This is a genomic window from Pseudomonas sp. P4_B4 (genome assembly GCF_056402255.1).
On record NZ_JBFUHS010000015.1, the window covers coordinates 24,451 to 50,584 of the forward strand.

General features: G+C 61.4%; 32 protein-coding genes. 25 read left to right on the forward strand and 7 right to left on the reverse strand.

Going from position 1 to position 26,134, the window contains the following annotated elements; translation table 11 throughout:
* The first annotated feature begins 65 nt into the window (after positions 1–65).
* From AC1DVE_RS16790 to phnP, 21 genes are all read left to right on the forward strand, one after another.
* Positions 66–821 carry a heme ABC transporter permease gene (locus AC1DVE_RS16790; RefSeq protein ID WP_046037680.1) on the forward strand — a complete coding sequence of 252 codons (756 nt, stop codon included), beginning with the start codon at positions 66–68 and terminating at the stop codon, positions 819–821.
* Complete coding sequence (gene ccmD, locus AC1DVE_RS16795) at positions 818–994, forward strand: heme exporter protein CcmD (RefSeq protein ID WP_007983322.1); 177 nt, start codon at positions 818–820, stop codon at positions 992–994. The genes AC1DVE_RS16790 and ccmD overlap by 4 nt, the downstream gene beginning before the upstream one ends.
* Entirely contained in the window at positions 991–1,446 is a 456-nt protein-coding gene (gene ccmE, locus AC1DVE_RS16800; protein WP_046037679.1) for a cytochrome c maturation protein CcmE, read from the forward strand. Before ccmD ends, ccmE begins: the two co-directional genes overlap by 4 nt.
* Before the next feature lie 3 nt (positions 1,447–1,449).
* Positions 1,450–3,438, forward strand: a complete 1,989-nt coding sequence (locus AC1DVE_RS16805) for a heme lyase CcmF/NrfE family subunit (RefSeq protein WP_223460008.1) — start codon at positions 1,450–1,452, stop codon at positions 3,436–3,438.
* The gene (locus AC1DVE_RS16810) at positions 3,435–3,971 is read left to right on the forward strand and encodes a DsbE family thiol:disulfide interchange protein (protein ID WP_223460007.1); all 537 of its coding nucleotides are present in this window, start codon (positions 3,435–3,437) and stop codon (positions 3,969–3,971) included. The genes AC1DVE_RS16805 and AC1DVE_RS16810 overlap by 4 nt, the downstream gene beginning before the upstream one ends.
* Positions 3,968–4,441 (forward strand): cytochrome c-type biogenesis protein, encoded by a 474-nt coding sequence (locus tag AC1DVE_RS16815; RefSeq protein ID WP_223460005.1) that lies wholly within the window; start codon positions 3,968–3,970, stop codon positions 4,439–4,441. The genes AC1DVE_RS16810 and AC1DVE_RS16815 overlap by 4 nt, the downstream gene beginning before the upstream one ends.
* Positions 4,434–5,636, forward strand: a complete 1,203-nt coding sequence (gene ccmI / locus AC1DVE_RS16820) for a c-type cytochrome biogenesis protein CcmI (protein WP_223460003.1) — start codon at positions 4,434–4,436, stop codon at positions 5,634–5,636. Before AC1DVE_RS16815 ends, ccmI begins: the two co-directional genes overlap by 8 nt.
* Positions 5,637–5,651: 15 nt before the next feature.
* The gene (locus tag AC1DVE_RS16825; RefSeq protein WP_223460002.1) at positions 5,652–6,059 is read left to right on the forward strand and encodes a hypothetical protein; all 408 of its coding nucleotides are present in this window, start codon (positions 5,652–5,654) and stop codon (positions 6,057–6,059) included.
* A 1,218-nt stretch (positions 6,060–7,277) separates the two neighbouring features.
* Positions 7,278–8,111, forward strand: a complete 834-nt coding sequence (gene phnC / locus AC1DVE_RS16830; RefSeq protein WP_477784057.1) for a phosphonate ABC transporter ATP-binding protein — start codon at positions 7,278–7,280, stop codon at positions 8,109–8,111.
* A gap of 44 nt (positions 8,112–8,155) precedes the next feature.
* On the forward strand, positions 8,156–9,169 hold the full coding sequence (gene phnD, locus AC1DVE_RS16835; RefSeq protein ID WP_223453485.1) for a phosphonate ABC transporter substrate-binding protein: 1,014 nt from the start codon (positions 8,156–8,158) through the stop codon (positions 9,167–9,169).
* A 135-nt stretch (positions 9,170–9,304) separates the two neighbouring features.
* Positions 9,305–10,087: a phosphonate ABC transporter, permease protein PhnE gene (gene phnE / locus AC1DVE_RS16840; protein ID WP_223533561.1), complete on the forward strand. Its 783-nt coding sequence runs from the start codon at positions 9,305–9,307 to the stop codon at positions 10,085–10,087.
* Positions 10,088–10,124: 37 nt separating this feature from the next.
* Entirely contained in the window at positions 10,125–10,829 is a 705-nt protein-coding gene (gene phnF, locus AC1DVE_RS16845; protein ID WP_223460689.1) for a phosphonate metabolism transcriptional regulator PhnF, read from the forward strand.
* An 11-nt stretch (positions 10,830–10,840) separates the two neighbouring features.
* Positions 10,841–11,290 (forward strand): phosphonate C-P lyase system protein PhnG, encoded by a 450-nt coding sequence (gene phnG / locus AC1DVE_RS16850; RefSeq protein ID WP_223460691.1) that lies wholly within the window; start codon positions 10,841–10,843, stop codon positions 11,288–11,290.
* Entirely contained in the window at positions 11,290–11,880 is a 591-nt protein-coding gene (gene phnH / locus AC1DVE_RS16855) for a phosphonate C-P lyase system protein PhnH (protein ID WP_223460693.1), read from the forward strand. The genes phnG and phnH overlap by 1 nt, the downstream gene beginning before the upstream one ends.
* A complete protein-coding gene (locus AC1DVE_RS16860; protein ID WP_223460695.1) occupies positions 11,880–12,956 on the forward strand; it encodes a carbon-phosphorus lyase complex subunit in 1,077 nt (358 codons plus the stop codon). The genes phnH and AC1DVE_RS16860 overlap by 1 nt, the downstream gene beginning before the upstream one ends.
* Complete coding sequence (locus AC1DVE_RS16865) at positions 12,949–13,821, forward strand: alpha-D-ribose 1-methylphosphonate 5-phosphate C-P-lyase PhnJ (RefSeq protein WP_223460697.1); 873 nt, start codon at positions 12,949–12,951, stop codon at positions 13,819–13,821. The genes AC1DVE_RS16860 and AC1DVE_RS16865 overlap by 8 nt, the downstream gene beginning before the upstream one ends.
* Complete coding sequence (gene phnK, locus AC1DVE_RS16870) at positions 13,818–14,624, forward strand: phosphonate C-P lyase system protein PhnK (RefSeq protein ID WP_223460699.1); 807 nt, start codon at positions 13,818–13,820, stop codon at positions 14,622–14,624. Before AC1DVE_RS16865 ends, phnK begins: the two co-directional genes overlap by 4 nt.
* Before the next feature lie 29 nt (positions 14,625–14,653).
* A complete protein-coding gene (gene phnL / locus AC1DVE_RS16875; protein ID WP_223460701.1) occupies positions 14,654–15,373 on the forward strand; it encodes a phosphonate C-P lyase system protein PhnL in 720 nt (239 codons plus the stop codon).
* Positions 15,363–16,508: an alpha-D-ribose 1-methylphosphonate 5-triphosphate diphosphatase gene (locus AC1DVE_RS16880; protein ID WP_223460704.1), complete on the forward strand. Its 1,146-nt coding sequence runs from the start codon at positions 15,363–15,365 to the stop codon at positions 16,506–16,508. Before phnL ends, AC1DVE_RS16880 begins: the two co-directional genes overlap by 11 nt.
* Positions 16,508–17,074 (forward strand): phosphonate metabolism protein/1,5-bisphosphokinase (PRPP-forming) PhnN, encoded by a 567-nt coding sequence (phnN, locus tag AC1DVE_RS16885; RefSeq protein ID WP_223460706.1) that lies wholly within the window; start codon positions 16,508–16,510, stop codon positions 17,072–17,074. Before AC1DVE_RS16880 ends, phnN begins: the two co-directional genes overlap by 1 nt.
* Positions 17,065–17,814 (forward strand): phosphonate metabolism protein PhnP, encoded by a 750-nt coding sequence (gene phnP / locus AC1DVE_RS16890; protein WP_223460708.1) that lies wholly within the window; start codon positions 17,065–17,067, stop codon positions 17,812–17,814. Before phnN ends, phnP begins: the two co-directional genes overlap by 10 nt.
* A 19-nt stretch (positions 17,815–17,833) precedes the next feature.
* Here the strand turns inward: phnP and AC1DVE_RS16895 are convergent, their stop codons facing one another.
* From AC1DVE_RS16895 to AC1DVE_RS16910, 4 genes are all read right to left on the reverse strand, one after another.
* Positions 17,834–18,409: a VapC50 family PIN domain-containing toxin gene (locus AC1DVE_RS16895; protein WP_223460710.1), complete on the reverse strand. Its 576-nt coding sequence runs from the start codon at positions 18,407–18,409 to the stop codon at positions 17,834–17,836.
* A complete protein-coding gene (locus tag AC1DVE_RS16900; protein ID WP_223460712.1) occupies positions 18,406–18,873 on the reverse strand; it encodes a helix-turn-helix domain-containing protein in 468 nt (155 codons plus the stop codon). The genes AC1DVE_RS16895 and AC1DVE_RS16900 overlap by 4 nt, the downstream gene beginning before the upstream one ends.
* A gap of 83 nt (positions 18,874–18,956) precedes the next feature.
* Positions 18,957–19,844, reverse strand: a complete 888-nt coding sequence (locus tag AC1DVE_RS16905; RefSeq protein WP_223460713.1) for a LysR family transcriptional regulator — start codon at positions 19,842–19,844, stop codon at positions 18,957–18,959.
* Positions 19,845–19,901: 57 nt separating this feature from the next.
* Entirely contained in the window at positions 19,902–20,564 is a 663-nt protein-coding gene (locus AC1DVE_RS16910; RefSeq protein WP_223460715.1) for a peroxiredoxin-like family protein, read from the reverse strand.
* Positions 20,565–20,800: 236 nt separating this feature from the next.
* Here AC1DVE_RS16910 and AC1DVE_RS16915 point away from each other — a divergent pair, with 236 nt between their 5' ends.
* Both AC1DVE_RS16915 and AC1DVE_RS16920 read left to right on the forward strand, forming a co-directional pair.
* Entirely contained in the window at positions 20,801–21,013 is a 213-nt protein-coding gene (locus tag AC1DVE_RS16915; protein WP_223447966.1) for a type II toxin-antitoxin system HicA family toxin, read from the forward strand.
* Complete coding sequence (locus AC1DVE_RS16920) at positions 21,013–21,417, forward strand: type II toxin-antitoxin system HicB family antitoxin (protein ID WP_007983297.1); 405 nt, start codon at positions 21,013–21,015, stop codon at positions 21,415–21,417. The genes AC1DVE_RS16915 and AC1DVE_RS16920 overlap by 1 nt, the downstream gene beginning before the upstream one ends.
* Before the next feature lie 120 nt (positions 21,418–21,537).
* Here the strand turns inward: AC1DVE_RS16920 and AC1DVE_RS16925 are convergent, their stop codons facing one another.
* Positions 21,538–22,743, reverse strand: a complete 1,206-nt coding sequence (locus AC1DVE_RS16925) for an MFS transporter (protein ID WP_223460717.1) — start codon at positions 22,741–22,743, stop codon at positions 21,538–21,540.
* 235 nt (positions 22,744–22,978) lie between these two features.
* Between AC1DVE_RS16925 and AC1DVE_RS16930 the strand changes: the two genes are divergently transcribed.
* Both AC1DVE_RS16930 and AC1DVE_RS16935 read left to right on the forward strand, forming a co-directional pair.
* The gene (locus AC1DVE_RS16930; protein WP_477784058.1) at positions 22,979–23,608 is read left to right on the forward strand and encodes a hypothetical protein; all 630 of its coding nucleotides are present in this window, start codon (positions 22,979–22,981) and stop codon (positions 23,606–23,608) included.
* A 106-nt stretch (positions 23,609–23,714) separates the two neighbouring features.
* Positions 23,715–24,158, forward strand: a complete 444-nt coding sequence (locus AC1DVE_RS16935; RefSeq protein ID WP_223533906.1) for a hypothetical protein — start codon at positions 23,715–23,717, stop codon at positions 24,156–24,158.
* A 59-nt stretch (positions 24,159–24,217) separates the two neighbouring features.
* Here the strand turns inward: AC1DVE_RS16935 and AC1DVE_RS16940 are convergent, their stop codons facing one another.
* The gene (locus tag AC1DVE_RS16940) at positions 24,218–25,216 is read right to left on the reverse strand and encodes a sulfate ABC transporter substrate-binding protein (RefSeq protein WP_223460723.1); all 999 of its coding nucleotides are present in this window, start codon (positions 25,214–25,216) and stop codon (positions 24,218–24,220) included.
* A 91-nt stretch (positions 25,217–25,307) separates the two neighbouring features.
* Positions 25,308–26,132 (reverse strand): ion transporter, encoded by an 825-nt coding sequence (locus AC1DVE_RS16945; protein ID WP_223460725.1) that lies wholly within the window; start codon positions 26,130–26,132, stop codon positions 25,308–25,310.
* Between the last annotated feature and the right edge of the window lie 2 nt (positions 26,133–26,134).

The window sequence follows — 26,134 nt, forward strand, 5'->3', positions numbered from 1 at the left end:
GGTTAAAAAATAACCAGTAAAGGCCCTGGCTCTTCACAGTAAAGAGCAACCGTGATGGAAACAGTATGAACTGGACGTGGTTTCACAAGCTTGGCTCGCCCAAATGGTTTTACGGCATCAGCGGCAAACTGCTGCCCTGGCTGAGCGTCGCGGCGTTGCTGTTGATCAGCGTTGGCGTGGTCTGGGGCCTGGCCTTTGCGCCGCCGGACTACCAGCAGGGCAACAGCTTCCGCATCATCTATATCCACGTCCCGGCCGCCATGCTGGCCCAGTCCATCTACGTGATGCTGGCCGTGTGCGGCATCGTCGGCCTTGTGTGGAAGATGAAACTGGCCGATGTCGCCCTGCAATGCGCAGCGCCCATCGGCGCCTGGATGACCGCCGTGGCGCTGGTCACCGGGGCGATCTGGGGCAAGCCGACCTGGGGCTCGTGGTGGGTCTGGGATGCACGCCTAACGTCCATGCTTATCCTGCTTTTCCTGTACTTCGGTCTCATTGCATTGGGCAACGCGATCAGCAATCGTGACAGCGCGGCCAAGGCCTGTGCGGTGCTGGCGATCGTCGGCGTGATCAACATCCCGATCATCAAGTACTCGGTGGAGTGGTGGAACACCCTGCACCAGGGCGCGACCTTCACCCTCACCGAAAAACCGGCGATGCCCGCCGAGATGTGGCTGCCACTGCTGCTGACGGCGTTGGGTTTCTACTGTTTCTTCGGCGCCGTCCTGCTGCTGCGCATGCGTCTTGAAGTGCTCAAGCGCGAAGCCCGGGCCAGTTGGGTCAAAGCCGAAGTGGAAAACAGCCTGGAGGTCGCTCGATGAGTTTTGCTTCATTCGGCGACTTCATCGCCATGGGCCATCATGGCCTGTATGTCTGGTCGGCCTATGGCATCTGCCTGACGGTATTGGCCCTCAACGTGGCGGCGCCGATCCTGGCCCGCAAGCGGTATCTGCAACAAGAGGCGCGTCGTTTGCGCCGGGAGAACGGCAAGTGAATCCGCTGCGCAAAAAGCGTCTTATCATTATTCTCGCGATCCTGGTCGGGGTCGGCGCTGCCGTCGGCCTGGCCCTGAGCGCCCTGCAGCAGAACATCAACCTGTTTTACACACCGACGCAGATCGCCAACGGTGAAGCCCCACAAGACACGCGCATTCGCGCCGGCGGCATGGTCGAGAAGGGCTCGCTGGAGCGTTCCAGTGATTCCCTGGATGTGAAATTCGTCGTCACCGACTTTAATAAATCCGTGACCATCACTTATCGCGGCATCCTGCCGGACCTGTTCCGCGAAGGGCAGGGCATCGTCGCCCTGGGCAAGCTCAATGCCGATGGCGTGGTGGTGGCCGATGAAGTGCTGGCCAAGCACGACGAGAAGTACATGCCGCCGGAAGTGACCAAGGCGTTGAAAGACAGCGGTCAATCGGCTCCAACACCCGCGAAGGAGGGTTGATCCATGACGTCCGGCATCTTTATTCCCGAGTTGGGTCATCTGGCGATGATCCTGGCCCTGTGCTTTGCCCTGGCCCAGGCCGTGGTGCCGCTGTTCGGTGCCTGGCGCGGTGACCGCCTGTGGATGAGCCTGGCCCAGCCGGCCGCCTGGGGGCAATTCACCTTTCTGGTGTTTGCCTTCGGTTGCCTGACCTACGCCTTCATGGTCGACGATTTCTCCGTGGCCTATGTGGCCAACAACTCCAACAGCGCCTTGCCGTGGTACTACAAGTTCAGCGCCGTATGGGGTGCCCACGAAGGTTCCCTGCTGTTGTGGGCCTTGATTCTCGGCGGCTGGACCTTCGCGGTGTCGGTGTTTTCCCGGCAGTTGCCGCAGGTCATGCTGGCCCGCGTGCTGGCAGTGATGGGCATGATCAGCACCGGTTTCCTGCTGTTCCTGATCATGACCTCCAACCCGTTCAAGCGCATCCTGCCGCAAGTGCCCAGCGACGGTGCCGACCTCAACCCCTTGCTGCAAGACATCGGCCTGATCGTTCACCCGCCGATGCTGTACATGGGCTACGTCGGTTTCTCGGTGGCCTTCGCCTTCGCCATCGCCGCGCTGATGGGCGGTCGCCTGGATGCCGCGTGGGCGCGCTGGTCGCGTCCGTGGACCATCGTGGCCTGGGCGTTCCTCGGCATCGGCATCACCCTCGGTTCGTGGTGGGCGTACTACGAACTCGGCTGGGGCGGCTGGTGGTTCTGGGACCCGGTGGAAAACGCCTCGTTCATGCCGTGGCTGGTGGGCACCGCACTGATTCACTCGTTGGCGGTCACGGAAAAACGTGGCGTGTTCAAGAGCTGGACCGTGTTGCTGGCCATCGCTGCGTTTTCGCTGAGCCTGTTGGGTACTTTCCTCGTGCGTTCCGGCGTGCTGACCTCGGTGCACGCCTTTGCGTCCGATCCGGAGCGCGGGGTGTTCATCCTGATTTTCCTGCTGTTCGTGGTCGGTGGTTCGCTGACGCTGTTCGCCCTGCGCGCACCGGTGGTCAAGAGCCAGGTCGGCTTCAACCTCTGGTCCCGAGAAACCCTGTTGCTGGGCAACAACCTGGTGCTGGTGGTGGCGGCTTCGATGATCCTGCTCGGCACCTTGTACCCGCTGATTCTGGACGCCATGACCGGCGCCAAGCTGTCGGTCGGCCCGCCGTACTTCAACGCGCTGTTCATTCCGTTGATGGCGTTGCTGATGATGGTGATGGCGGTCGGCGTGATCGTGCGCTGGAAAGACACCCCGGTGAAATGGCTGGTGAGCATGCTGACTCCGATATTGCTCGGAAGCGCCGCCATGGCCGTGGTGGCCGGCGTCGCGTACGGCGATTTCAACTGGGCAGTGCTCGCGACCTTCATGCTCGCCGCCTGGGTGTTGCTGGCCGGTGTGCGTGACATCTTCGACAAGACTCGCCACAAGGGCCTGATCAAAGGCCTGCCAACCCTGACCCGCAGCTACTGGGGCATGCAGGTCGCGCACCTGGGTATTGCCGTGTGTGCGCTGGGTGTCGTGCTGTCGAGCCAGAACAGTGCCGAGCGCGACCTGCGCCTGGCGCCGGGCGAATCCATGGACCTGGGCGGCTATCAGTTCGTCTTCGAAGGCGCCAAGCATTTCGAAGGCCCGAACTTCACCTCCGACAAGGGCACCGTGCGGGTGATCCGCGATGGCAAGGAAGTCAGTGTACTGCACCCGGAAAAACGCCTGTACACCGTGCAGAACTCGGTAATGACCGAAGCGGGCATCGACGCCGGTTTCACCCGCGACCTCTATGTCGCCCTCGGTGAACCCTTGGGTAACGGTGCCTGGGCTGTGCGCGTGCACGTCAAACCATTCGTGCGCTGGATCTGGTTCGGTGGTTTGCTGACCGGCTTCGGCGGGTTGCTGGCGGCGCTGGATCGGCGTTATCGGGTCAAGGTCAAAAGCCGCGTGCGCGAAGCACTGGGCATGTCGGGAGCCACTGCATGAAGCGTTGGTTGATGTTGTTGCCACTGGCGATTTTTCTGGTGGTCGCTGTATTCCTTTACCGAGGGTTGTACCTGGATCCGGCCGAGCTGCCTTCGGCCATGATCAACAAGCCGTTCCCGGAGTTTTCCCTGCCAACGGTGCAGGGCGACAAGACCCTGACCCGCGCTGACATTCTGGGCAAACCGGCGCTGGTCAACGTCTGGGGCACCTGGTGCATTTCCTGCCGGGTCGAGCACCCGGTGCTGAACAAACTGGCCCAGCAGGGCGTGGTGATCTACGGCATCAACTACAAGGACACCAACGCCGATGCCTTGAAGTGGCTGACGGACTTCCACAATCCGTATGTATTGGACATCCGTGACGACGAAGGCTCGCTGGGCCTGAACCTCGGCGTGTACGGCGCGCCGGAAACCTTCTTCATCGACGCCAAGGGCATCATCCGCGACAAGTTTGTCGGCGTGATCGACGAGCAGGTCTGGCGCGAAAAACTGGCGGCCAAGTACCAGGCGCTGGTCGACGAGGCCAAGCCATGAAGCGCTGGATCGCTGCCGTTGTCCTGGGCTTGAGCCTGGCGGGCGTGGCCCACGCGGCCATCGACACCTACGAGTTCGCCAAGGAAGGTGATCGCGAGCGTTTCCGCGAGTTGACCAAAGAGCTGCGTTGCCCCAAGTGCCAGAATCAGGACATCGCCGATTCCAACGCACCGATTGCCGCCGACCTGCGCAAAGAGATTTTCCGCATGCTCGGCGAGGGCAAGGACAACCAGCAGATCATCGACTTCATGGTCGATCGCTACGGTGATTTCGTCCGCTACAAGCCTGCGCTGAACGCCAAGACCGCCTTGCTCTGGTTCGGCCCCGCCGGCCTGCTGCTGGGCGGTGTCGTGATCATCGCGGTGATCGTCCGCCGTCGTCGCGTGCAACGCGCCGGCACCCCGGACTCGCTTTCTGCCGAGGAGCGCTCGCGCCTCGACCACCTGTTGGATAAAACCAAGAATGATTGATTTCTGGCTCGCTGCAGGTCTGCTGCTTCTGGTTGCCCTGAGTTTTCTGTTGATCCCGGTGCTGCGCAGCCGTCGCGCCCAGCGCGAAGAGGATCGCACCGCCCTGAACGTCGCGCTGTATCAGGAGCGCGTGGCTGAGTTGCAGACTCAGCAGGAAGAGGGCGTGCTCGACGCGGCGCAAATGGACGCCGGTCGCGCCGAAGCCGCTCGTGAATTGCTGGCGGACACCGAAGGCGCTGAAGCGCCGCGGGTGTCGCGTCTGGGCAAACCCTTGCCGTTGCTGGCGGCCATTCTGGTGCCGGTGCTGGGCCTGGGGCTGTACATGCATTACGGTGCCAGCGACAAGGTTGAGCTGACCCGCGAGTTCGCGCAGGCACCGCAGTCGATGGAAGAAATGACCAAACGCCTGGAGCGCGCGGTCGCCGCTCAGCCGGAATCCGCTGAAGGCATGTACTTCCTCGGTCGCACCTACATGGCTCAGGATCGCCCGGCGGACGCGGCGAAGATGTTCGAACGAACCGTGAACTTGGCCGGTCGTCAGCCCGAGCTGCTCGGTCAATGGGCCCAGGCCCAGTACTTCGCCGATGGCAAGAAGTGGTCGGACAAGGTCCAGGCCCTGACCGACGAAGCGCTCAAGGCCGATCCGAAAGAAGTCACCAGTCTCGGACTGCTCGGCATTGCCGCGTTCGAAAGCGAGCGTTATCAGGACGCCATCGATTACTGGAATCGCCTGTTGGCGCAATTGCCGCCGGAAGACAAGTCCCGCGAGGCACTGCAAGGCGGAATTACCCGGGCCACGGAGAAGCTGGTGGCCAGTGGCGGCAAGGTTGCGCAAGCACCGGCGGCCAAGACCGCGGCGTTGCTCAAGGTCAGCGTCGATCTGGCAGCGGACCTCAAAGCCAAGGTCCAGCCTGGCGACAGCGTGTTCATCTTCGCCCGTGCGATCTCCGGTCCTCCAGCCCCGCTGGCGGTCAAGCGCATGACTGTGGCCGACCTGCCGGTGACTGTCGAACTGGGTGATGCCGACGCAATGATGCCGCAATTGAAACTGTCGAACTTCCCTGAAGTCCAACTGGTTGCGCGCATTTCCCGTGCCGGCAAACCGACCGCCGGCGAATGGATCGGTCGCAGCCAGCCAATGGCCAGCAGCACCACCGCGCCGCAAACACTGACTATCGACAGCCCGGATAAATAACAGGAAAACGCAATCATGACCGCATTCGCTCGTATCACCCTGCTCAGCGTCGTTATGGGGTTAAGCGCTTGTGCGGTCCAGCAACCAACGGAACATCAGGCACCACCACCGTTCCCGCCGTCGCAGCCCAGTCCCACGCCTTCGACGTCGCCTGTACCGAGCAAGCCGACCATTCCGGTGAAACCCTCCAAGCCGTTGCCACGCACCTCTGCGAGCTTCGCGCCACCACCAGGGGGGAATAGCCATTGGGATCCGAAGCTTGGGGTGTATGTGCTTGATGATCAGCCCAATACCTTTTATCGCCAGCGTACCTATTACCGCTGGGATAACGGCTGGAGCCGGTCGATCGGTCCGAACGGGCCGTGGGAGGATACTGACATTCACGGTGTGCCGGGTGGCCTGGGGCGGCAATTCGGGCAGTAACGCAAAGAGGCGACCTTCGGGTTGCCTTTTTTGTGCCTGCTGAAATGTGATTGCCGGGGCATTGCTGAACCCTGTGGGAGCGAGCCTGCTCGCGAAGGCGGCCTGATAGCCGGCCTGTCTTTTGTTGACTGTGTACATATCCGTTTTTTGGTAACGGCGGCTTATGGTTTCGCCCTTACGGCGAGTCACTTTTTTTACAAGCGCCTAAAAAAAGTAACCCAAAAAACGCTCGCCCCGAACGTACGGCCCCTCGCTAAGGCTCGGGGTTCCTTCGCTCCGGCATTCATCCGGGGGCATCGCCTCCGGTCGGCTTCGCTCGACCTCCTCTCGATGTGTTCGGCTGCGCCGAACGGCGCTGCGCGCCTACCCCCCGGATGAACGCCTCCACTCAGCCTTCCGAGGGGGCGGGTGGATCAAGATCAAGAGCTGCAGGCGAGCTAACGCTCGGCCTGATGAGTGGTGAAAAGCAGTGGGTGTACGCCGATCTGCTTTTGCTCTTCTGTGGGAGCGGCGGTGCGGCGATCCGACTTGCCCGCGAAGGCAGCCTGACAGCCGACCAATTTCTTTCGAATGTACCCAGTCCAACTGTAGGAGCGAGCCTGCTCGCGATGGCGGCCTACCGGCCGACCAAGAGCATCACAGGCGAACGAACCCCGCGATCAGGCCGGCCGGTAGGCCGCCTCGCTTTTGCTTTTGCTTTGGCTTTTGATCTTCTTGCCCCCTCGAGAGGCCGAGTGGAGGTTCTGCGCAGTGGGCAACCCGGCATGGATGCCGGGTTAGCCGCCGCCGGCCATGGATGGCCGATGGCGGCGGGCCCACGGAGCAGGACCGGAGCAAGGGCATGCCGAGCCTGGGCGAGGCACCGAACGTCAGGGGCAAGAGCCCTTGGTTACTTGGGGCTCTTCCAAGTAACCCGCCGTAAGGGCGGAACCCTAAGTGGCCGTTACCGCAGAAACGGATATGTACACCAGCAAAAAATACGTCGCCCAACACATAGCCTTCGCGGGCAATCCCGCTCCCACAGGGTTCGTGAGTGATCACAACAATGGGTACAACCGGGACCAAATGCGGAAACCTCCAGCTCAACCTTTCACAAAACCTTCATCAAATGGCCCATCCAGTGACATGTGCAAGTCATAGGGCTGACATGCCCCATGCCTAAAGTCTGTTGAACTCAAATACAGCCACGGACGGCTGTTCAACCAGACAGAGAAGCCCATGAACGCAGCTATCCATGTCGATCATCTGAACAAGACCTTTGCGCGCAAAACCGCACTGGTCGACCTCGAATTGACCATCGCGGCCGGTGAGATGGTCGCGCTGATCGGCGCGTCCGGCTCCGGCAAATCCACATTGTTGCGCCATCTCGCGGGCCTGGCCTGTTGCGATCGCAACAACGGCGGCAGCGTCAAGGTGCTGGGCCGCGAGGTGCAGGCATCCGGCCGTTTGAATGGCAAGGTGCGCCGCCTGCGCGCCGACATTGGCTACATCTTCCAGCAGTTCAACCTGGTCAACCGTTTGAGCGTGCTCGACAACGTGCTGCTCGGCTGCCTGGGGCGCATGCCGCGCTGGCGTGGCAACTTGAGCCTGTTCAATGCCGAGGAAAAGCAGTTCGCCATGGAGTCCCTGGACCGTGTCGGCCTGGCTGACCTGGCGGCACAACGGGCCTCGACCCTGTCCGGCGGCCAGCAGCAGCGCGTGGCGATTGCCCGTGCATTGACCCAGCGGGCCGAGGTGATTCTGGCGGATGAGCCGATTGCCTCCCTCGACCCGGAATCGGCGCGCAAGGTCATGGAGATCCTCGCCGACATCAATCGCCGCGACGGCAAGACGGTTGTGGTGACCCTGCATCAAGTCGACTACGCCACCCGTTATTGCCCGCGTGCCGTGGCGCTCAAGGCCGGTCGGATTCATTTCGACGGTCCGGGTTCTCAATTGAGCGGCCAGTTCCTCAACGATTTGTACGGTGCCGACATCGACACCAGCCTCATGTGTTCCGAGTCTTCCCGTCACAGCGAAACTGCGCCTCGACTGGTGTTGGCGCGCGTGTGATCAACCCCGGATTCCCCAACCGTTCACCCTCAGGAAACCTTTCCATGTTGAACCGTATCGGTCGCGTTTTTGCTGGTGCAGCGCTACTCGCCAGCTGTGTATTGGGCACCGCCCAGGCGGAAGAAAAAGCCATCAACTTCGGCATCATGTCCACCGAGTCTTCACAAAACCTCAAGAGCATCTGGCAGCCGTTCCTGGATGACATGCAGAAGAAGACCGGCCTGAAGATCAACGCCACGTTTGCCTCTGACTATGCCGGCCTGATCCAGGGCATGCGCTTCAACAAGGTCGATGTGGCCTGGCTGGGCAATAAGGCCGCCATCGAAGCGGTGGACCGCTCCAACGGCGAGATCTTCGCCCAGACCGCAGCCGCCAGTGGCGCCGCCGGTTACTGGAGCGTGCTGATCGTGCGCAAGGACAGCCCGATCAACTCCGTCGACGACATGCTGAAAAACGCCAAGAACCTGACCTTCGGCAACGGTGACCCGAACTCCACCTCGGGCTACCTGGTGCCGGGCTACTACGTGTTTGCCAAGAACAACGTCGACGCCGCCACCGCGTTCAAGCGCACCCTCAACTCCAGCCATGAAGTCAACGCGTTGAGCGTGGCCAAGGGCCAAGTGGATGTGGCGACCTTCAATACCGAAAGCTGGGACCGCCTGGAAGTCACCCAGCCTGACAAGGCGGCACAGCTCAAGGTGATCTGGAAGTCGCCGCTGATTCCGGCCGACCCGCTGGTGTGGAGCAAGGCGCTGAGTGACAGCGAGAAAACCAAGATCCGCGATTTCATCTTCAGCTACGGCGACACCGACGAAGAGAAAGCTGTGCTCAAGGGCATGCAACTGGGCAAGTTCCTGAAATCCAGCGACGACCAGTTGCTGCCGATCCGTCAGCTGGAACTGTTCAAGCAACGCACCACCGTCAGTGCCGACGACAAGCTGGAAGCCGCCGACAAGGCCAAAAAACTGGCCGACATCGATGCCGAGTTGGCCAAGCTGCAAGAGCGCATCACCTTGCTCGACAAAACCGCCGAAAAAAAATCCGCAGCCAACGGCTAACCCCTGTAGGAGCGAGCCTGCTCGTGATGAACGTAAGGACACCGCGTTTCTCCCGGTTTCCCGCGTCATCGTTGACGACCATCGCGAGCAGGCTCGCTCCTACATGTTCTGCATTACGCAATTTAGAGAACCCTCATGACCACTCTGCACGCTGAAGCTGTCGGTAAGCGCACCTGGCCGCAGTACCTCGGTTGGGGCCTGTTCCTGGTCCTGCTGGCCTGGGCCTGGCACGGCGCCGAAATGAATCCGATGGCGCTGTACCGCGACTCGGGAAACATGGCGACCTTCGCCGCGGATTTCTTCCCGCCGGACTTCCATGAATGGCGCATGTACCTCAAGGAAATGATCGTCACCGTACAAATCGCCCTGTGGGGCACGGTGCTGGCGATTGTCTGCTCGGTGCCGCTGGGCATTCTCTGCTCGGAAAACATCACGCCGTGGTGGATTCACCAACCGCTGCGCCGGGTGATGGACGCGTTCCGTTCGATCAACGAAATGGTCTTCGCGATGTTGTTCGTGGTGGCCGTCGGCCTGGGACCGTTTGCCGGGGTATTGGCACTGTGGATCAGCACCACCGGGGTACTTGCCAAGCTGTTCGCCGAAGCCGTGGAAGCGATTGATCCGGGACCGGTCGAAGGCGTTCGGGCGACGGGTGCCAGTGCCTTGCAAGAAGTGATCTACGGGGTGATCCCACAAGTGATGCCGCTGTGGGTGTCCTACGCTCTTTATCGCTTCGAGGCCAATGTGCGTTCGGCGACGGTGGTGGGGATGGTCGGTGCCGGCGGGATCGGGGTGATTCTCTGGGAGAACATCCGCGCCTTTCAGTTTGTTCAGACTTGCGCCGTTTTGCTGGTGATCATCGTTGTGGTCAGCCTGATCGACATTCTCTCGCAACGCCTGCGCAAGCAGTTCATCTGATTTTCGGAGGGGTGCCTGCGGGCGCTTTTTTTAAAGCATGCAGTTGTCTAGACAAGATGAGCCGGTGTACCGCGAATTGGCCGACATCCTGCGCCGGGAGCTGGCGGACTACCGCGCCGGAGATTTCCTGCCGGGCGAGGTGATGTTGGCCGAGCGCTTCGGGGTCAACCGCCATACCTTGCGCCGCGCCATCGATGAACTGGTGTTCGAAGGCAGCCTGTTGCGCCGCCAGGGCAAGGGCACTCAGGTGCTGGAGCGGCCGCTGATTTACTCGGTGACCGCCGACAGTGCCTACAGCCAGTCGCTGTCGGCCCAGGGGCATGGCGTCGAAGCGTTGTTGCTAAAGCGCCGTTACTGCTTCGCCAGCCGTGAAGAGGCGCAGCACTTAGGGCTAGCCGAGATGGCGCCGATGATCGAGTTGCAGACCTTGCGCAAGCTCGACAACCAACCGGTCAGCCTGATCCGCCATCGCTACTGCGCCAGCCACGCGTCGCTGCTGGCGGACTACAACGGCGGCTCCCTGCGCCAGTACCTGCGCGAGCGGGACCTGCCGCTGACCCGCACCCAGAGCCTGATCGGCGCTCGCTTGCCCAACCGTGAAGAGGCTGCGTTGCTGCTGATGCCCCGGCATCTGCCGGCGCTGAGTGTGTTCACCCTTTCCCGCGATCGCGACGGCCGTGCCGTGGAGCTGGCCCAGTCCACCAGCCGTTCGGATCGCTTCCAGTACCAGGTCGTCACCTGATGGAGAACGCAATGCACAACCCTGTTCCTCATACCGAACGGCAGCACTGGATCGGTGTGCTGGCCCGCGCCAGCCGCAGTGAATTGCAGCCCTTCGAAGCCGCTTTGCGTGATGTCGAGTACCAACTGATCCGCGCCCCGGAAATCGGCATGACCCTGGTCCGTGGCCGCATGGGCGGTAACGGCGCGCCGTTCAACGTAGGCGAAATGAGCGTGACCCGCTGCGTGGTGCGCCTGGCCGATGGTCGTACCGGCTACAGCTATCTGGCGGGTCGCGACAAGGTCCACGCCGAACTGGCCGCCCTGGCCGACGCGCACTTGCAGGGCGCGCAACAGCGTCATTGGCTGGCGGAGATGATCACGCCGCTGGCGACTGTTCAGGCCGAACGCCGGGCGCAAAAAGAGGCGGAAACCGCCGCCACCAAAGTCGAATTCTTCACCCTCGTGCGAGGAGAAAACTGATGAGCGCACAGTTGTTGCAACCGGCTTTCGCCGACCCGGTGCTGGATGCCCAGCGCGGATTTCGTGCTGCACTCAAGGCCTTGGCCGGCCCCGGTCTGATCCAGACGCTGCACACCTCGCCGAGCCTCGAAGGCTTGGCGCCCGCGACCTACGCACTGTGCCTGGCGCTGCTGGATGTCGACACCCCGCTGTGGCTGGCGCCGTCCTTCGACACGCCGCTGATCCGCGCCAACCTGGCGTTCCACTGTGGTTGCCCGTTGACCGCAAAACGTGAAGACGCACGGTTTGCCTTGCTTGCCGCCGAGGATCTGCTCGACCTGAGCGGTTTCGATGCAGGCAACGACCGTTACCCGGACCAGTCCTGCACCCTGCTGGTTCAACTGCCAAGCCTCGACGGCGGGGCAGGGCTGGTGTGGCGCGGGCCGGGCATCGAAAGCGAACACGGCGTCGCGCTGCCGGTGGCCGATGGCTTCTGGCGCGAACGTGAACTGCGCAACGAATTCCCCCGTGGGCTTGACCTGTTTTTCACCGCCGGCCATGACCTGATCGGCCTGCCCCGCAGCACCCGCATCGCAGAGGAGCGCGCCTGATGTACGTAGCCGTCAAGGGTGGCGAACAGGCCATCGACAATGCCCACCGACTGCTGGCGAAAAAGCGCCGGGGCGATACCTCGGTCACTGAGCTCGGCGTCGAGCAGATCCGTCAGCAACTGCCGCTGGCGGTGGCGCGGGTGATGAGCGAAGGCTCGCTGTACGACGAAGAACTCGCTGCGCTGGCCATCAAGCAAGCGGCGGGGGATCTGGTGGAAGCGATCTTCCTGCTGCGCGCCTACCGCACCACGTTGCCGCGCTTCAGCCCGAGCCTGCCGATCGATACCCAGAACATGCAACTGAGTCGGCGCTTGTCCGCTACGTTCAAGGACGTGCCGGGTGGGCAACTGCTGGGCCCGACCTTCGATTACACCCATCGTCTGCTGGACTTTGCGCTGCTGGCCGAAGGCGAATACCCGGGACCGCAAGTGACGCCGAATGCCAGCCTCGAAGCCTGCCCGCGAGTTCTCGGATTGCTGGCGCAGGAAGGCCTGATCAAGAACGAATCGGACAACGGCGAAAGCGTGGCCGACATCACCCGCGACCCGCTGGAACTGCCGGCCAGTCGCGCCCAGCGACTGCAAGCCCTGGCCCGTGGCGACGAAGGTTTCCTGCTGGCGCTGGGTTATTCCACCCAGCGCGGTTATGGCCGCAATCACCCGTTCGCCGGGGAAATCCGTATCGGCGAAGTGGAGGTGTGGATCGATCCCGAAGAGCTGGGTTTCCCGATCAACCTGGGCAGCATCGAAGTCACCGAGTGCGAGATGGTCAACCAGTTCGTCGGTTCGGCCACGGAGTTGGCGCAGTTCACCCGTGGCTACGGTCTGGCTTTCGGACACGCCGAGCGCAAGTCCATGGGTATGGCGCTGGTCGACCGAGCGCTGCGCGCTGACGAATACAACGAAGAAATCGTCTCGCCGGCCCAGCAGGAAGAGTTCGTGCTGATGCACTGCGACAACGTCGAGGCCGCAGGCTTCGTCTCGCACCTGAAGTTACCTCACTACGTCGACTTCCAGGCCGAACTGGAACTGATCCGCAAACTGCGCAAGCCTGCCGAGGGGCAAAACCATGAATGACTTGAGCCAGGCTCCGGTGCGCGATGCGGCGTACAACTTCGCCTACCTCGATGAACAGACCAAACGCATGATCCGCCGCGCCTTGCTCAAGGCCGTGGCGATCCCCGGGTACCAGGTGCCGTTCGGTGGTCGCGAGATGCCGCTGCCTTATGGCTGGGGCACCGGCGGCATGCAGTTGACCGCCGCGATTCTCGGCGACGATGACGTACTCAAGGTCATCGATCAGGGCGCGGACGACACCACCAACGCTGTGTCGATTCGCCGATTCTTCGCCCGCACCGCAGGCGTCGTAACCACCGAAAGCACGCCGGAGGCGACGGTGATCCAGACCCGTCACCGCATCCCGGAAACGCCACTGCACGCCGATCAGATCATGGTCTATCAGGTACCGATTCCCGAGCCGCTGCGCTTTATCGAACCGTCGGAAACCGAGACCCGGACCATGCACGCCCTCAACGATTACGGGGTCATGCACGTCAAGCTCTACGAAGACATCGCCACCTTCGGCCACATCGCCACGGCCTACGCCTACCCGGTGATGGTCGACGAACGCTACGTGATGGACCCGTCGCCGATCCCCAAATTCGACAACCCGAAACTCGACATGAGCCCGGCGCTGATGCTGTTCGGCGCCGGCCGTGAGAAGCGTCTGTACGCGGTGCCGCCGTACACCAAGGTCACCAGCCTCGACTTCGAGGATCACCCCTTCGAAGCGCAGAAGTGGGAAGAGTGCTGCGCGATCTGTGGCAGCCGCGACTCGTTCCTCGATGAGTTGATTCTCGACGACGCCGGCACCCAGAGCTTCGTCTGTTCCGACACCTATTACTGCGCCCAGCGCGTCAGCCAGCAGGAGCAGGGCCAATGAACCAGGCGCTGAAAAACCAAGTGTCCGTGTCCACCCAACCCTTGCTGCGGGTGCGCGATCTGTCGCTGTTGTACGGCCCGGAGAAGGGTTGCCAGGACGTCAGCTTCGACTTGTATCCCGGTGAAGTGCTGGGGATTGTCGGCGAGTCCGGCTCGGGCAAATCCACCTTGCTTTCGCTGCTCAGCGGGCGCTTGCCGCCGCAGCGCGGACAGATCGGCTACCGCGACAAACAGGGCCAATGGCTGGACCTGTACAGCGCCAGCGAAGCCGAGCGCCGCACCTTGCTGCGCACCGAATGGGGCTTCGTCGAACAGAACCCGCGGGACGGTTTGCGCATGGGCGTGTCCGCCGGGGCCAACATCGGCGAACGCCTGATGGCCCAGGGCGTGCGCAATTACCAGCAACTGCGCGGGGCTGGGCTCGATTGGCTGAGCCAGGTGGAAATCGATCCGCAGCGCATCGACGACTTGCCGCGGACCTTCTCCGGCGGCATGCAACAACGTCTGCAAATCGCTCGCAACCTGGTGTCCAGTCCACGGCTGGTGTTCATGGACGAGCCGACCGGTGGCCTCGATGTGTCGGTGCAGGCGCGCTTGCTCGACCTGCTGCGCGGACTGGTGCGTGAGCTGGATCTGGCCGTGGTGATCGTCACCCACGACCTGGCAGTCGCTCGCTTGCTGGCCGATCGCTTGATGGTGATGCGCCGCTCGCGGGTGGTGGAAACCGGGCTGACCGATCAGATCCTCGACGATCCGCAGCACCCTTATTCGCAACTGCTGGTGTCGTCGGTGTTGCAGCCGTGAAGCCTCGTTCAATAGTGGAAAACCCTGCGATGAATACCTTGATCGAGGTCCGTGACCTCTCGAAAACCTTCACTTTGCATCAGCAGAACGGCGTGGTCCTCAACGTGCTGCGCGCAGTGGATTTCAGTGTGGCGGCCGGCGAATGCCTGGTCCTGCATGGCCAGTCCGGCGCGGGCAAGAGCACCTTGCTGCGCACCCTGTACGGCAACTATCTGCCGGCGGGCGGCAGCATCCGCGTGCAGCACGACGGCCAATGGCGGGAGCTGGTCGGCGCCGAGCCCCGGGACATCCTGCAAGTGCGCCAGCGCACCCTGGGTTATGTCAGTCAGTTCCTGCGGGTGATCCCGCGAGTGGCGTGCCTGGACGTGGTGATGGAGCCGGCCTTGGCCCGTGGCTGGTCGAAAGAGCAGGCGCAAGCACGTGCCGAATCCTTGCTCACTCGCCTGAACATCCCACAACGCCTCTGGCAACTGGCGCCCGGAACCTTCTCCGGCGGCGAGCAGCAGCGGGTCAACATCGCCCGTGGTTTCATGGTGGAGTGGCCGGTGATGTTGCTCGATGAGCCCACGGCCTCCCTCGACGACAGCAATCGCCAGGTGGTGCTGGAGTTGATGAACGAAGCCAAGAACGCCGGTGCCGCGCTGATCGGCATCTTCCACGACCGCATCGCCCGCGAGGCGGTTGCCGATCGCCATCTCGACATGACTCCAGCCGCCGTGAACCAAGAGGAATACGCCGATGTCCGTTGAACAGATCCTCAGCAATGCCCAACTGGTCACCGCTGACCGTGTGTTCTACGGCACCGTGGTGCTGCGCGACGGTTTGATCGCCGAGGTCGCCGAAGGCCCGAGCCGTTTACCCCAGGCCCTGGACCTCAATGGCGATTACCTGCTGCCGGGTCTTGTGGAGCTGCACACCGACAACCTGGAACGCCACATGACCCCGCGTCCCGGCGTGGACTGGCCGTCGGTGCCAGCGGTGCTCAGCCACGATGCGCAGATCATCGCGGCGGGCATCACCACGGTATTCGACGCTGTGTCCATCGGCGATGTGAACCCCAAGGGCAATCGCATGCAGAAACTGCCGGCGATGCTCGACGCCATCTCCAAAGCCTCCGATGCCGGGCTGACCCGCGCCGAACACCGTTTGCACTTGCGCTGCGAACTGTGCCACCCGGACACCCTCAGCGTGTTCCGCGATCTGGTGGAAAACCCGCTGGTGCAACTGGTGTCGGTGATGGACCACTCGCCGGGTCAGCGCCAGTTCGTGCTGGAATCCAAGTACCGTGAGTACTACATGGGCAAGTACCACCTGACGACCACGCAGATGGATGACTTCATCACTTTGCAGATGGCCAACTCGCGCACCTACAGCGACCGCTACCGCGCGGCGATTGTCGAGCACTGCCTGGCCATTGGCCTGTCGGTGGCCAGTCATGATGACGCGACCCTGGCCCACGTCGAGGAGTCGGCGCGCTACGGCATGACCATCGCCGAGTTCCCGACCACCGTCGAGGCCGCGCGCGGTTGCCGGGAGCACGGCATGAATGTGTTGATGGGCGCACCGAACATCGTGCGCGGCGGGTCGCACTCGGGTAACGTGGCCGCCTTCGATCTGGCCGCCGAAGGTTTGCTGGATATTCTGTCCAGTGACTACTACCCGGCGAGCCTGCTGCAATCGGCGTTCGCGCTGGCGGCGCAGAGTGAGCGGATCGGTCTGGCCGAAGCGGTGCGCATGGTCAGCCTGAATCCGGCCCGGGCCGCCGGGCTGAACGATCGTGGCGAGATTGCACCGGGCCTGCGGGCTGATCTGCTGCAAGCGCGCAGTCAGGACGGTTTGCCGGTGGTCCAGCAAGTATGGCGACAAGCGAAGAGGGTGTTTTGATGGCAGGCAGGTTGATCTATCTCATCGGGCCTTCAGGTTCGGGCAAGGACAGCCTGCTGGATGCCGCGCGAACGCGGTTGGCCGAACGCGGCTGTCGAATCGTGCGGCGGGTCATTACCCGCTCGGCCGAAGCCGTGGGCGAGGCGGCGCTGGGCGTCAGCGCGCAACAATTCGCCGACATGGAAGCCCGGGGCGCGTTTGCCCTGAGCTGGCACGCCAATGGGTTGTCCTATGGCATCCCGCGGGAAATCGACGATTGGCTGGCAGCCGGCCAGGATGTACTGGTCAATGGCTCGCGGGGGCATTTGCAGAACACGCGCCTGCGTTATCCGAAGGCATTGGTGCTGTTGCTGACCGTAGATCAAGCGGTGTTGCGCCAACGACTGCTGGAGCGCGGGCGAGAATCATTGGTCGAGATCGATCAGCGTCTGGCACGCAATACCCGATTCAACGAGCGGCTGTTGGCTGAAGATCAGGCCGTGCACTTGCTCGACAACTCCGGGCCGCTGGAGTCTACGGTCGAACGTTTGCTGGCCTGCATTGACGAGCAATCTACATGCGCCTGACGTTGCTGGGCACCGGTGATGCCCGGCAAGTGCCGGTCTACGGTTGCGAGTGTGTGGCTTGCGATGCGGCCCGCCACGATCAGCGCTTGCAGCGTCGACCGTGCAGCGCGCTGATCGAGTGCGCAGATCAGCGCTGGTTGATCGACAGCGGTTTGCCTGACCTGTGCGAACGTTTCCCGCCGCGCAGTTTCAATGGCATTTTCCAGACCCACTACCACGCCGATCACGCTCAGGGCCTGTTGCATATGCGCTGGGGCCAGGGCCTGGTGATTCCGGTCCACGGTCCCGTGGACCCGGAAGGCCTGGCCGACCTCTACAAACACCCCGGCATTCTCGATTTCAGCCAGCCGTTCGATAGCTTCGAAACCCGGCAGTTCGCTGTGCTCAGCGTCACCGCACTGCCACTGCAACACTCGAAACCGACCCTCGGTTATTTGCTGGAAGGAGAGGGGCGGCGAATCGCCTACCTGACCGACACCGTAGGCCTGCCGCCGGACACGTTGAGCTGGCTGCGGCGTGAACCACTGGATGTGCTGGTGCTGGATTGCTCCATGCCACCGCAACCCCAGGCCCCGCGCAATCACAACGACCTGAACCTGGCCTTGCAGTGCATTGATGAGTTGCAGCCGAAGTCGGCGGTATTGACCCATGTCGGGCATACCCTGGATGCGTGGTTGATGGAGCATCGGGGTGAATTGCCGGTGAATGTCAGGGTCGGGTTTGATGGGTGTGTGTTGTAACGATCAGGCGTGGTGACTTTCAGAGCATTGCCCGGAAACTGTTCAATGCCTTGACCGACTGAACCAGGCCTTGACGTAACAAGAGATCGAGATAAGTGTCAGTGTTCATCGGTGGGGCCTTCAGTTGCTTGCGCTGTCGTTGTGCCGCGGCGACCACCGCTGCCGGATCCAGGTCGAAAAGGTTATCGACGAACTCGTCGGGGTGCTGGGCCTCGATGCCATAAGGTTGCAGCGCGGTGCGGGGGAAGTCTTTCTGGTTGAAGGTGACAATGACGCTGGCGTTGCAACGAATGGCAGCCGCCAGGACATGTCGGTCATCCGCGTCGGGCAGCGTCAGTCCTTGTATCAAAGCTTCGTACCCCGACACGCAGGCGTCGGGAATCGCCAGATCCATTAGCTCGCAGGTGCGATTCAATTGCGTGGCGTTGAGATCCGGGCGGTTTCTTAGCAGATTGCGTTTCCATTCATCGTGTATTGCCACTGACCATTTCGCCCTGAAAAGCCCGGAGAGCGCGAGCCACATCAGAAAGTCTCTCAAGGGAGCGGGGTAAAGCACGCAAGCGTCATATACAGCGGTAAATGAAGTGTGCCTCACTCGTATCCTGTCCTTAGCGCCTGTGCCTGCTCGGCGAGAAGCATCATTGCCTGCTCGCTGGCGGTGTCGCGCCGGTTTTTATAGTCCATCAAATCGGCAAAGCGCACACGTCGGTGCTTGCCGGTTTTGTGGTAGGACAGTTCACCGGATTCGAGCAGTTTGATCAGGTGTGGACGTGAGACATTGAGCAGGTCCGCCGCTTCTTGTGTAGTCAGTTCCGCGTGGACCGGGACTACTTTCACAGCGTTACCGGCTGCGAGCTCCGCCAGAATATCGACTAGCAAACGGAGCGCCGAGGTGGGCATTTCGATGTTGTGCGCTTCGTTCTGCTCATCGAATATCTGGATGTGCTGAGTTTCGAACTGGGTGGCGAGATAGGCAGCCAGGGTGCGTTGCCCCTCGATTGCGGCCTGTATTTCGTGTTTCGCGGGCAAATTGATTGGCGGATGAATGACGGTCGACATGACGGTTTCCAATATTCTGAATAATCGATGTCGGCAGGCTATTCGAATTAATCGAAAATCGCAATAAACGAAACGGGCGGTTTTCAGACTGCTTTTGTCAACAACCCCTGCACATACTCCACAAACGCCCGAGCCTTGGCGCTGGCCATTCTCCCGGTGGGGAACACCGCCCACAGATCCAGGTTCGGCAGTGCCCAGTCCTTCATCACTTCCCGGACTGAACCGTCGGCCAGTTCCGGCGCGAACATCCATTGCGAGGCCATGGTCAGCCCTTGATGGGCCAGCACGGCTTCACGCAGGCCTTCGGCGGCGTTGACGCGGATCCGGCCGCTGATGATCACCGATTGCTCATCGCCGTCCTTGTTGAACTGCCAATTGGCGCCGCCTCCGAGGGTGTAGACGATTGCTTGATGCTTGCACAGGTCGGCGGGGCAGGTGGGCTCGCCGTGTTTTGCGAAGTACGCCGGTGTGCCTAGTACCATGCGCCGGCATTCGGCGATCTTGCGGGCGGTCAGCCCCGAGTCGCTCAGCACGCCCATGCGCAGGGCGATGTCGACGCCTTCTTCCACCAGATTGACGTTGCGATCATCGAGCATCAGGTCGATGTTCAGCGCCGGGTTTTGCTCCAGGAAGGGGCCCAAATGCGGAACGATGTGCAGCCGGCCGAAGGTGACCGCCGCACAGATACGCAGGTTGCCACTCAGCCCGCTGGCGGAACCCCGTGCGGCGTTATCGGCCTCGTCGGCTTCTTCGATGGCGCGCTTGGCCCGTTCGAAAAAGGCCAGCCCGGCCTCGGTGGGCGTCAGGCCCCGGGTCGAACGCAGCAACAGTCGCACCGCCAACCGCGATTCGAGTTGCGCGATGGTTTTCGACACGGCCGGCTGGCCGATATTCAGGCGTCGGGCCGCAGCGGAAAACGAACCGGTTTCCACCACGTAGACGAAGGTTTCCATTGCGCCGAGGCGGTCCATTGAAGGTCCTTGTGCAAAATCTGGAAGTTATCGCAAGCCCACAAGGGATAGATGTTGTCAGTGCGAACCGCGAATCGCATCCAGCATCGCTTCAGGCTCTGGGCGCTGAGTGTAATCGGGGTTGACCTCGGCGTAACGGATCACGCCATCTTGCCCGATCACATAGCGAGCCGGCATCGGCAATGTCCAGGACGGATCATCGTTGAAGGTCGGCAGATCATTGCGCAGGTTTTTATACAACTCGATCAGGTAGTCCGGCAACGCGAAGCGCAGCCCGAAGGCGTCGGCCACATCGTTATGGCGGTCGCTGAGGATCGGGAATTGCAGGCCATTGCTGCGCATCGACTTGCGGCTGTTGGCGGCAATCTGCGGCGAGATGGCCACCAGGCTGGCGCCGGCTTCCTGCAACGTCGGCAGGAAAGCCTGCAAGGCTTGCAGTTCCAGATTGCAGTATGGGCACCACACGCCTCGGTAGAACGTCAGCACCAATGGACCTTTGGCCAGCAAGTCGGCGGATGACAGCGGATGACCGTCGGGATCTTTCAGAGTGAACAGCGGCGCCTTGTCGCCAACCTTAAGCGCCTTGTTCGCCGCGCCCGAAGCAATCAGTTCGGCGGTTGCCCGCTCCATCACCGGGTGGATATCAGCCGGTGCGTTGTACGGTGGTTTGCCGGCCTTGAAGTCGGCTTTGAAGGCATCGAGTTTTGTTTGCAGGGACATGATCGTAATCCTCGTGGACGGAGCCGGTCTGGCTGGGATCAATGTTGACCTTGGGGCGGGGAGCGCGGAACACGGGCGGGAGGCATAGCATTCATGCCTGGGGGGAATGGCGGGGCTTTCATCAGGGGCTTTCATCACACTCTGTAAAACAACCGTACGTCGCACTTCGGGTTTTTGTGCTTGAGTAAAGATAACTCTAGGGTTATTTTTGTTTTTGCCAAGCAAGGAGGCTGGTGGTGCAGAGCAGGCTATTGATCAAGGAGTTGGTGGAAGCGGGTTGGACCCTGGACCGGGTCACTGGCAGTCATCACATCTTCACGCACCCTTACAACCCGTACACCATTCCCGTCCCTCATCCAAAAAAGGATTTACCGATCGGGACGGTCAAGAGCATCAGGCGGCGAGCCGGGCTGTACTGCCCGCCAGCCAGTTACGCAGGAGATCCATAATGCAATATCCAATCTGTATCGAATGGGGCGACGAGAACACCGCCATCGGTATCCAGATCCCCGATATTCCAGGCGCGGTGACCGCCGGGGATACCTTTGAAGAGGCTTACAACGCAGCCGTCGAAATTGCCCACATCATGCTGCAGGAGATGGCGGCGGACGGCGATACGATACCGATGCCGACTTCGGCGGCATTGCACCGCGGCAATCCGGAATTCGCCGACATGGGCTGGGGCATGCTGGAACTGGACATCTCGCCGTACATGGGCAAGACCGAGAAGGTCAATGTCACGCTGCCCGGCTATGTGATCCAGCGCATTGACCGCTATGTGCGCGAGCACAACGTCAAAAGCCGCTCCTCCTTTTTGGCGGATGCGGCGATGGAGAAGCTGGTTCGGCAGTAAGTCGGGGGCGCCGCTGGCATTCGCGAGCAGGCTCGCTCCCACAAGGTTTGCAAGCAACCTGTGGGAGCAGCCGGTCGACGCTCGATTGCTCCGGGCGGCGATCCGACGATGCTTTAAAGCTTACGCCGTCGCCAGCGAAGCCTTCGGCGAAACACTCAAGAACCGCAATAACGCCAACAGCGGAAACGCGCTGCCGACGATCACGATCCACAACCAGCCGCCGTGTTCGTACACCGCGCTGGCCACCGAAGAGCCGAAGGCGCCGCCGATGAAGATGCTGGTCATGTACAGCGCATTCAGGCGGCTGCGGCTTTTGCCGTCGAGGGCGTAGACCGCACGCTGGCCGAGGACCATGTTCATCTGCACGCAGAAGTCGAGCACCACGCCGGTCACCGCCAGGCCGATGACGCTGTAGGCCGGATGGATAAACGCTGGCATGAAACTCAGGCTGGCGAACAGCAGGGCCAGCAATGAGGCGAAGCGGGTGTGACCGGCATCGGCCAGGCGCCCGGCGATCGGGGCGGCAATGGCGCCGATGGCGCCCACCAGCGCGAAAATCGCGATCTCGCTTTGCGACAAACCGTGATTGCGCGCCAGTTCCAGTGGCACGGCGGTCCAGAACAGGCTGAAAGTGGCAAACATGCAACCCTGGTAAAACGCCCGCTGGCGCAGGACCGGTTGTTTGCGCAACAGCGTCCACAGCGAGCCCAGCAATTGGCCATAGGAAGCACTGTGATCAGGTTCACGTTTGGGAATGGTCACGGCCAGCACGATGCTGATGGCCGCCATCAACACCGCGGCAATCATGAACATCGCCCGCCAGCCGAAGTGGTCGGCCACCACGCTGGACACCGGCCGGGCCAGCAGGATACCGAGCAGCAAACCGCCCATGATCCCGCCCACCACACGACCACGGGTTTCCTCCGGCGCCAGATGCGCGGCCAACGGAATCAGGATTTGCACCGACACCGAACTGAACCCCACCAACAGCGAAATCAGCAAAAACACGTTCGGCTGATCGGTGAACGCGGCGCCCAGCAGGCTGACAATTGCCACCAGCGTGGTGATGATCATCAACCGGCGGTTCTCCAGCAGATCCCCCAGCGGCACCAGGAAAAACAGCCCCAGCGCGTAGCCGATCTGGGTCAGGGAAACGATCAGGCTGGCCATGGTGTTTGTCAGGCCGATGTCCGGGGCGATCAGGCCGATGATCGGCTGGGCGTAGTAGATGTTGGCGACAATCGCGCCGCAGCAGAACGCGAACAGCAGCACCATGCCTCGGGTCATTGTCGCGGTGCCGTGGGGCACCTGGGTCGCTGGGTTCATAACGGGTCTCGCTGTACGGAAAGGAATGCGCGCAGGCTAATGGGCTGCCTGAAACGGCGGAAGTGGGATTGGAGTGATAGCAATCATTCCATTGCGGAATGACTGACGAACGCGTGTGTCGTCCGTCGTAGAGCCTTGCGTCAGAACTATGCAGGTTAATGATACATTCACTTACATCTTGTTCGATAGCGTGCTTATGTTCTCTCTTCCTGTCACACCACCGGAGGGTCGTCCCATGAAGATGAAGTTTCGTCAGCTGATTCGCCGCGTTTGTGTCGCTACCGTGATCAGCGTATTGAGCGTTGGCCTGGTCCAGGCCGAGGATGCGCCGGGTACGCGAATCGGGGTGCGCGGAGAGATTACCGGTGTCAGCCCGGACATTCTGAAAGTCCATGCCAACAGCGGCGACAACGTGGTGATCAACCTGACCAAGGACACCAAGGTCCGCGCCGTGACCCTGGCCAACATCGAAAACATCAAGCCCGGCAGCTACATTGGTTCCGCGGCTGTTCCCCAAGAGGATGGGACCCTCAAGGCCCTGGAGGTCCACGTTTTTCCGCCGGAGCTGGCCGGCAGTGGCGACGGTCATCGGCCGTTTGATCTGGTCAAGGGCAGCAGTATGACCAACGGCAGCGTCGGCGACCTGGTGGTGAGCAATGGCCGGGTACTGACCGTCAACTACAAGGGCGGCCAGCAAAAGATTCTGGTCCCCGAAGACGTACCCATCGTCAACCTGATGCCGGCCGATCGCAGCCTGTTGAAGGTGGGCGTGAAGATCGTGACCTTTGTCACGCAGGGTGCTGACGGCACGCTTACCGCTCAATCCATCTCGGCGGGCAAGGATGGCGTGACGCCGCCGATGTAGTCTTTGCAGGCCTGACCGACCATCCGAAGAAATGCCCACATTGGCCTGACAACTAGAATCAACAGGGGGATCACTTCAACGCGTCCTTTCAAGCGGGAGTATCACGATGAAAATCGTATCGTCGCTGGCGTTGGTGGTAGCGGTTGGGTTGATCTCTGGGTGCTCGACGGTGCCTGATCGTCAGGTCACCAACGTTCCCCTGAACGCTACTTCCATCAATGCCGGGAAAATCGCCCGGCCCATCATGATGTCCGACGGTAATGCAACGGTGTTCTGGTTCGCGGTCAGTGGCGAAAGCATGGGTAGTGCTTTGCCGGGTCGTTTGCAGGCTTATATCTATCCGGGAAGCTGTGCGAGCCTGGGTGCGAAACCGGCCTATGACATGAACGACGGGCCGAATGCGCGGTTCTATTCTGCGGCGTCGCATCAGTATTTCTGGAAGAGCGCACCGGTCGCCTACGAGACTCTTCGAGCGGGCGGCTTTTCATTGGTTGTGCGTGAAAGCCCGGCCGACGGGAACCAGAATATTTTCTGCGGCAACCTGAGCTGAAATGGCAGCCACAAAAAAGGCGACCTGCACAGGTCGCCTTTTTCATTGCCGCTCAGCGATTACTGACCGCTGTAGATCTGGTCGAAAACCCCGCCATCATTGAAGTGGGTCTTCTGCACGGTGCGCCAGTCGCCGAAGGTCTTCTCGACCGACAGGAAGTCCACTTTCGGGAAGCGGTCGGTGTACTTGGCCAGCACGGCCGGGTCGCGCGGGCGCAGGTAGTTCGCCGCGGCAATCTCCTGGCCTTCCGGTGACCACAGGTACTTCAGGTATTCCTCGGCCGCTGCGCGGGTGCCTTTCTTGTCGACGGTCTTGTCGACCACCGACACCGGTGGCTCGGCTTCGGCGGAAACGCTTGGGTAGATGACTTCGAACTGATCACGGCCGAACTCGCGGGCGATCATTTCCGCTTCGTTTTCGAAGGTCACCAGAACGTCGCCGATCTGGTTGGTCATGAAGGTGGTGGTGGCGGCACGGCCGCCGGTGTCGAGTACCGGCGCTTGCTTGAACAGTTTGCCGACGAAGTCTTTGGCCTTGTTTTCGTCGCCGCCGTTTTTCAGCACGTAGCCCCAGGCCGAGAGGTAGGTGTAGCGACCGTTACCGGAGGTTTTCGGGTTCGGGACGATGACCTGAACGCCGTCCTTGAGCAGGTCCGGCCAGTCTTTCAGGGCTTTCGGGTTGCCCTTGCGCACGATGAACACGGTGGCCGAAGTGAACGGCGCGCTGTTGTTCGGCAGGCGCGTGACCCAGTTGTCCGGGACCAGTTTGCCGTTGTCCGCCAGGGCGTTGATGTCGGTGGCCATGTTCATGGTGATCACGTCAGCCGGCAGGCCGTCGATGACCGAGCGCGCCTGTTTGCTGGAGCCGCCGAAGGACATCTGCAGGATGATGTTTTCGTTGTGCTCGGCTTGCCAGTGTTTCTGGAACGCAGTGTTGTAGTCCTTGTAGAAATCTCGCATCACGTCGTAGGAAACGTTGAGCAGGGTCGGTGCAGCCTGGGCGATGTTGCCCAGGGCCAAGCCAGCAGCGAGAAGTGAGGCGCCAAAGAGTTTTTTCACTGCGCATTCCTTGTTCTATTAAAAGTGGGGCAATTTGCCAGCGACTATAGCTGGGCTCGTATAGTCCTTTAAAGATTAAAAAGCTCTTTGCTTATTCCAGTTTTTTGAACAATGCGTTGCCACAACGGGAGCAGAACGACGCCTCGGGTTCATGGCTGTCTTTGGCACACACCGGGCAGTCGCGATGCAGCTGGCCGCCACGCATGGCCGTGGCCAGTTCGGCGGTGAAGATCCCGGTGGGCACGGCGATGATCGAGTAACCGGTGATCATCACCATCGACGAGATGACCTGGCCCAGTGCGGTCTTGGGCACGATGTCGCCGTAACCGACGGTGGTCAAGGTCACGATAGCCCAGTAAATGCCCTTGGGAATGCTGGTGAAGCCATGTTGCGGGCCTTCGATCACATACATCAGGGTGCCGAACACGATGACCAGAGTGCAGACGCTGAGCAGGAACACGAGGATTTTCTGCTTGCTGCCGCGCAAGGCATCGAGCAGGTAATGGGCTTGCTTGAGGTACGGGCCGAGCTTGAGCACGCGGAAGATCCGCAGCATCCGGATCACCCGGATGATCAGCAGGTACTGGGCATCGCTGTAGTACAGCGCGAGGATGCCGGGCACGATGGCCAGCAGGTCCACCAGCCCATAGAAACTGAACGCGTAGTGCAGCGGTTTGGGCGAGCAGTACAGGCGCAGGATGTACTCGCCGAGGAAGATGATCGTGAAGCCCCACTCGATGTACGCCAGCAGGCTGGCGTAGTTCTGGTGGACGTCATCGATGCTGTCCAGGATCACCACCACCAGGCTGGCGAGGATGATCAGCAGCAAGGTGGAGTCGAAGCGTCGACCGGCAACGGTGTCGGTCTGGAAAATAATCACGTACAGGCGATTACGCCACGTGTCGTTGCTGTTCATGC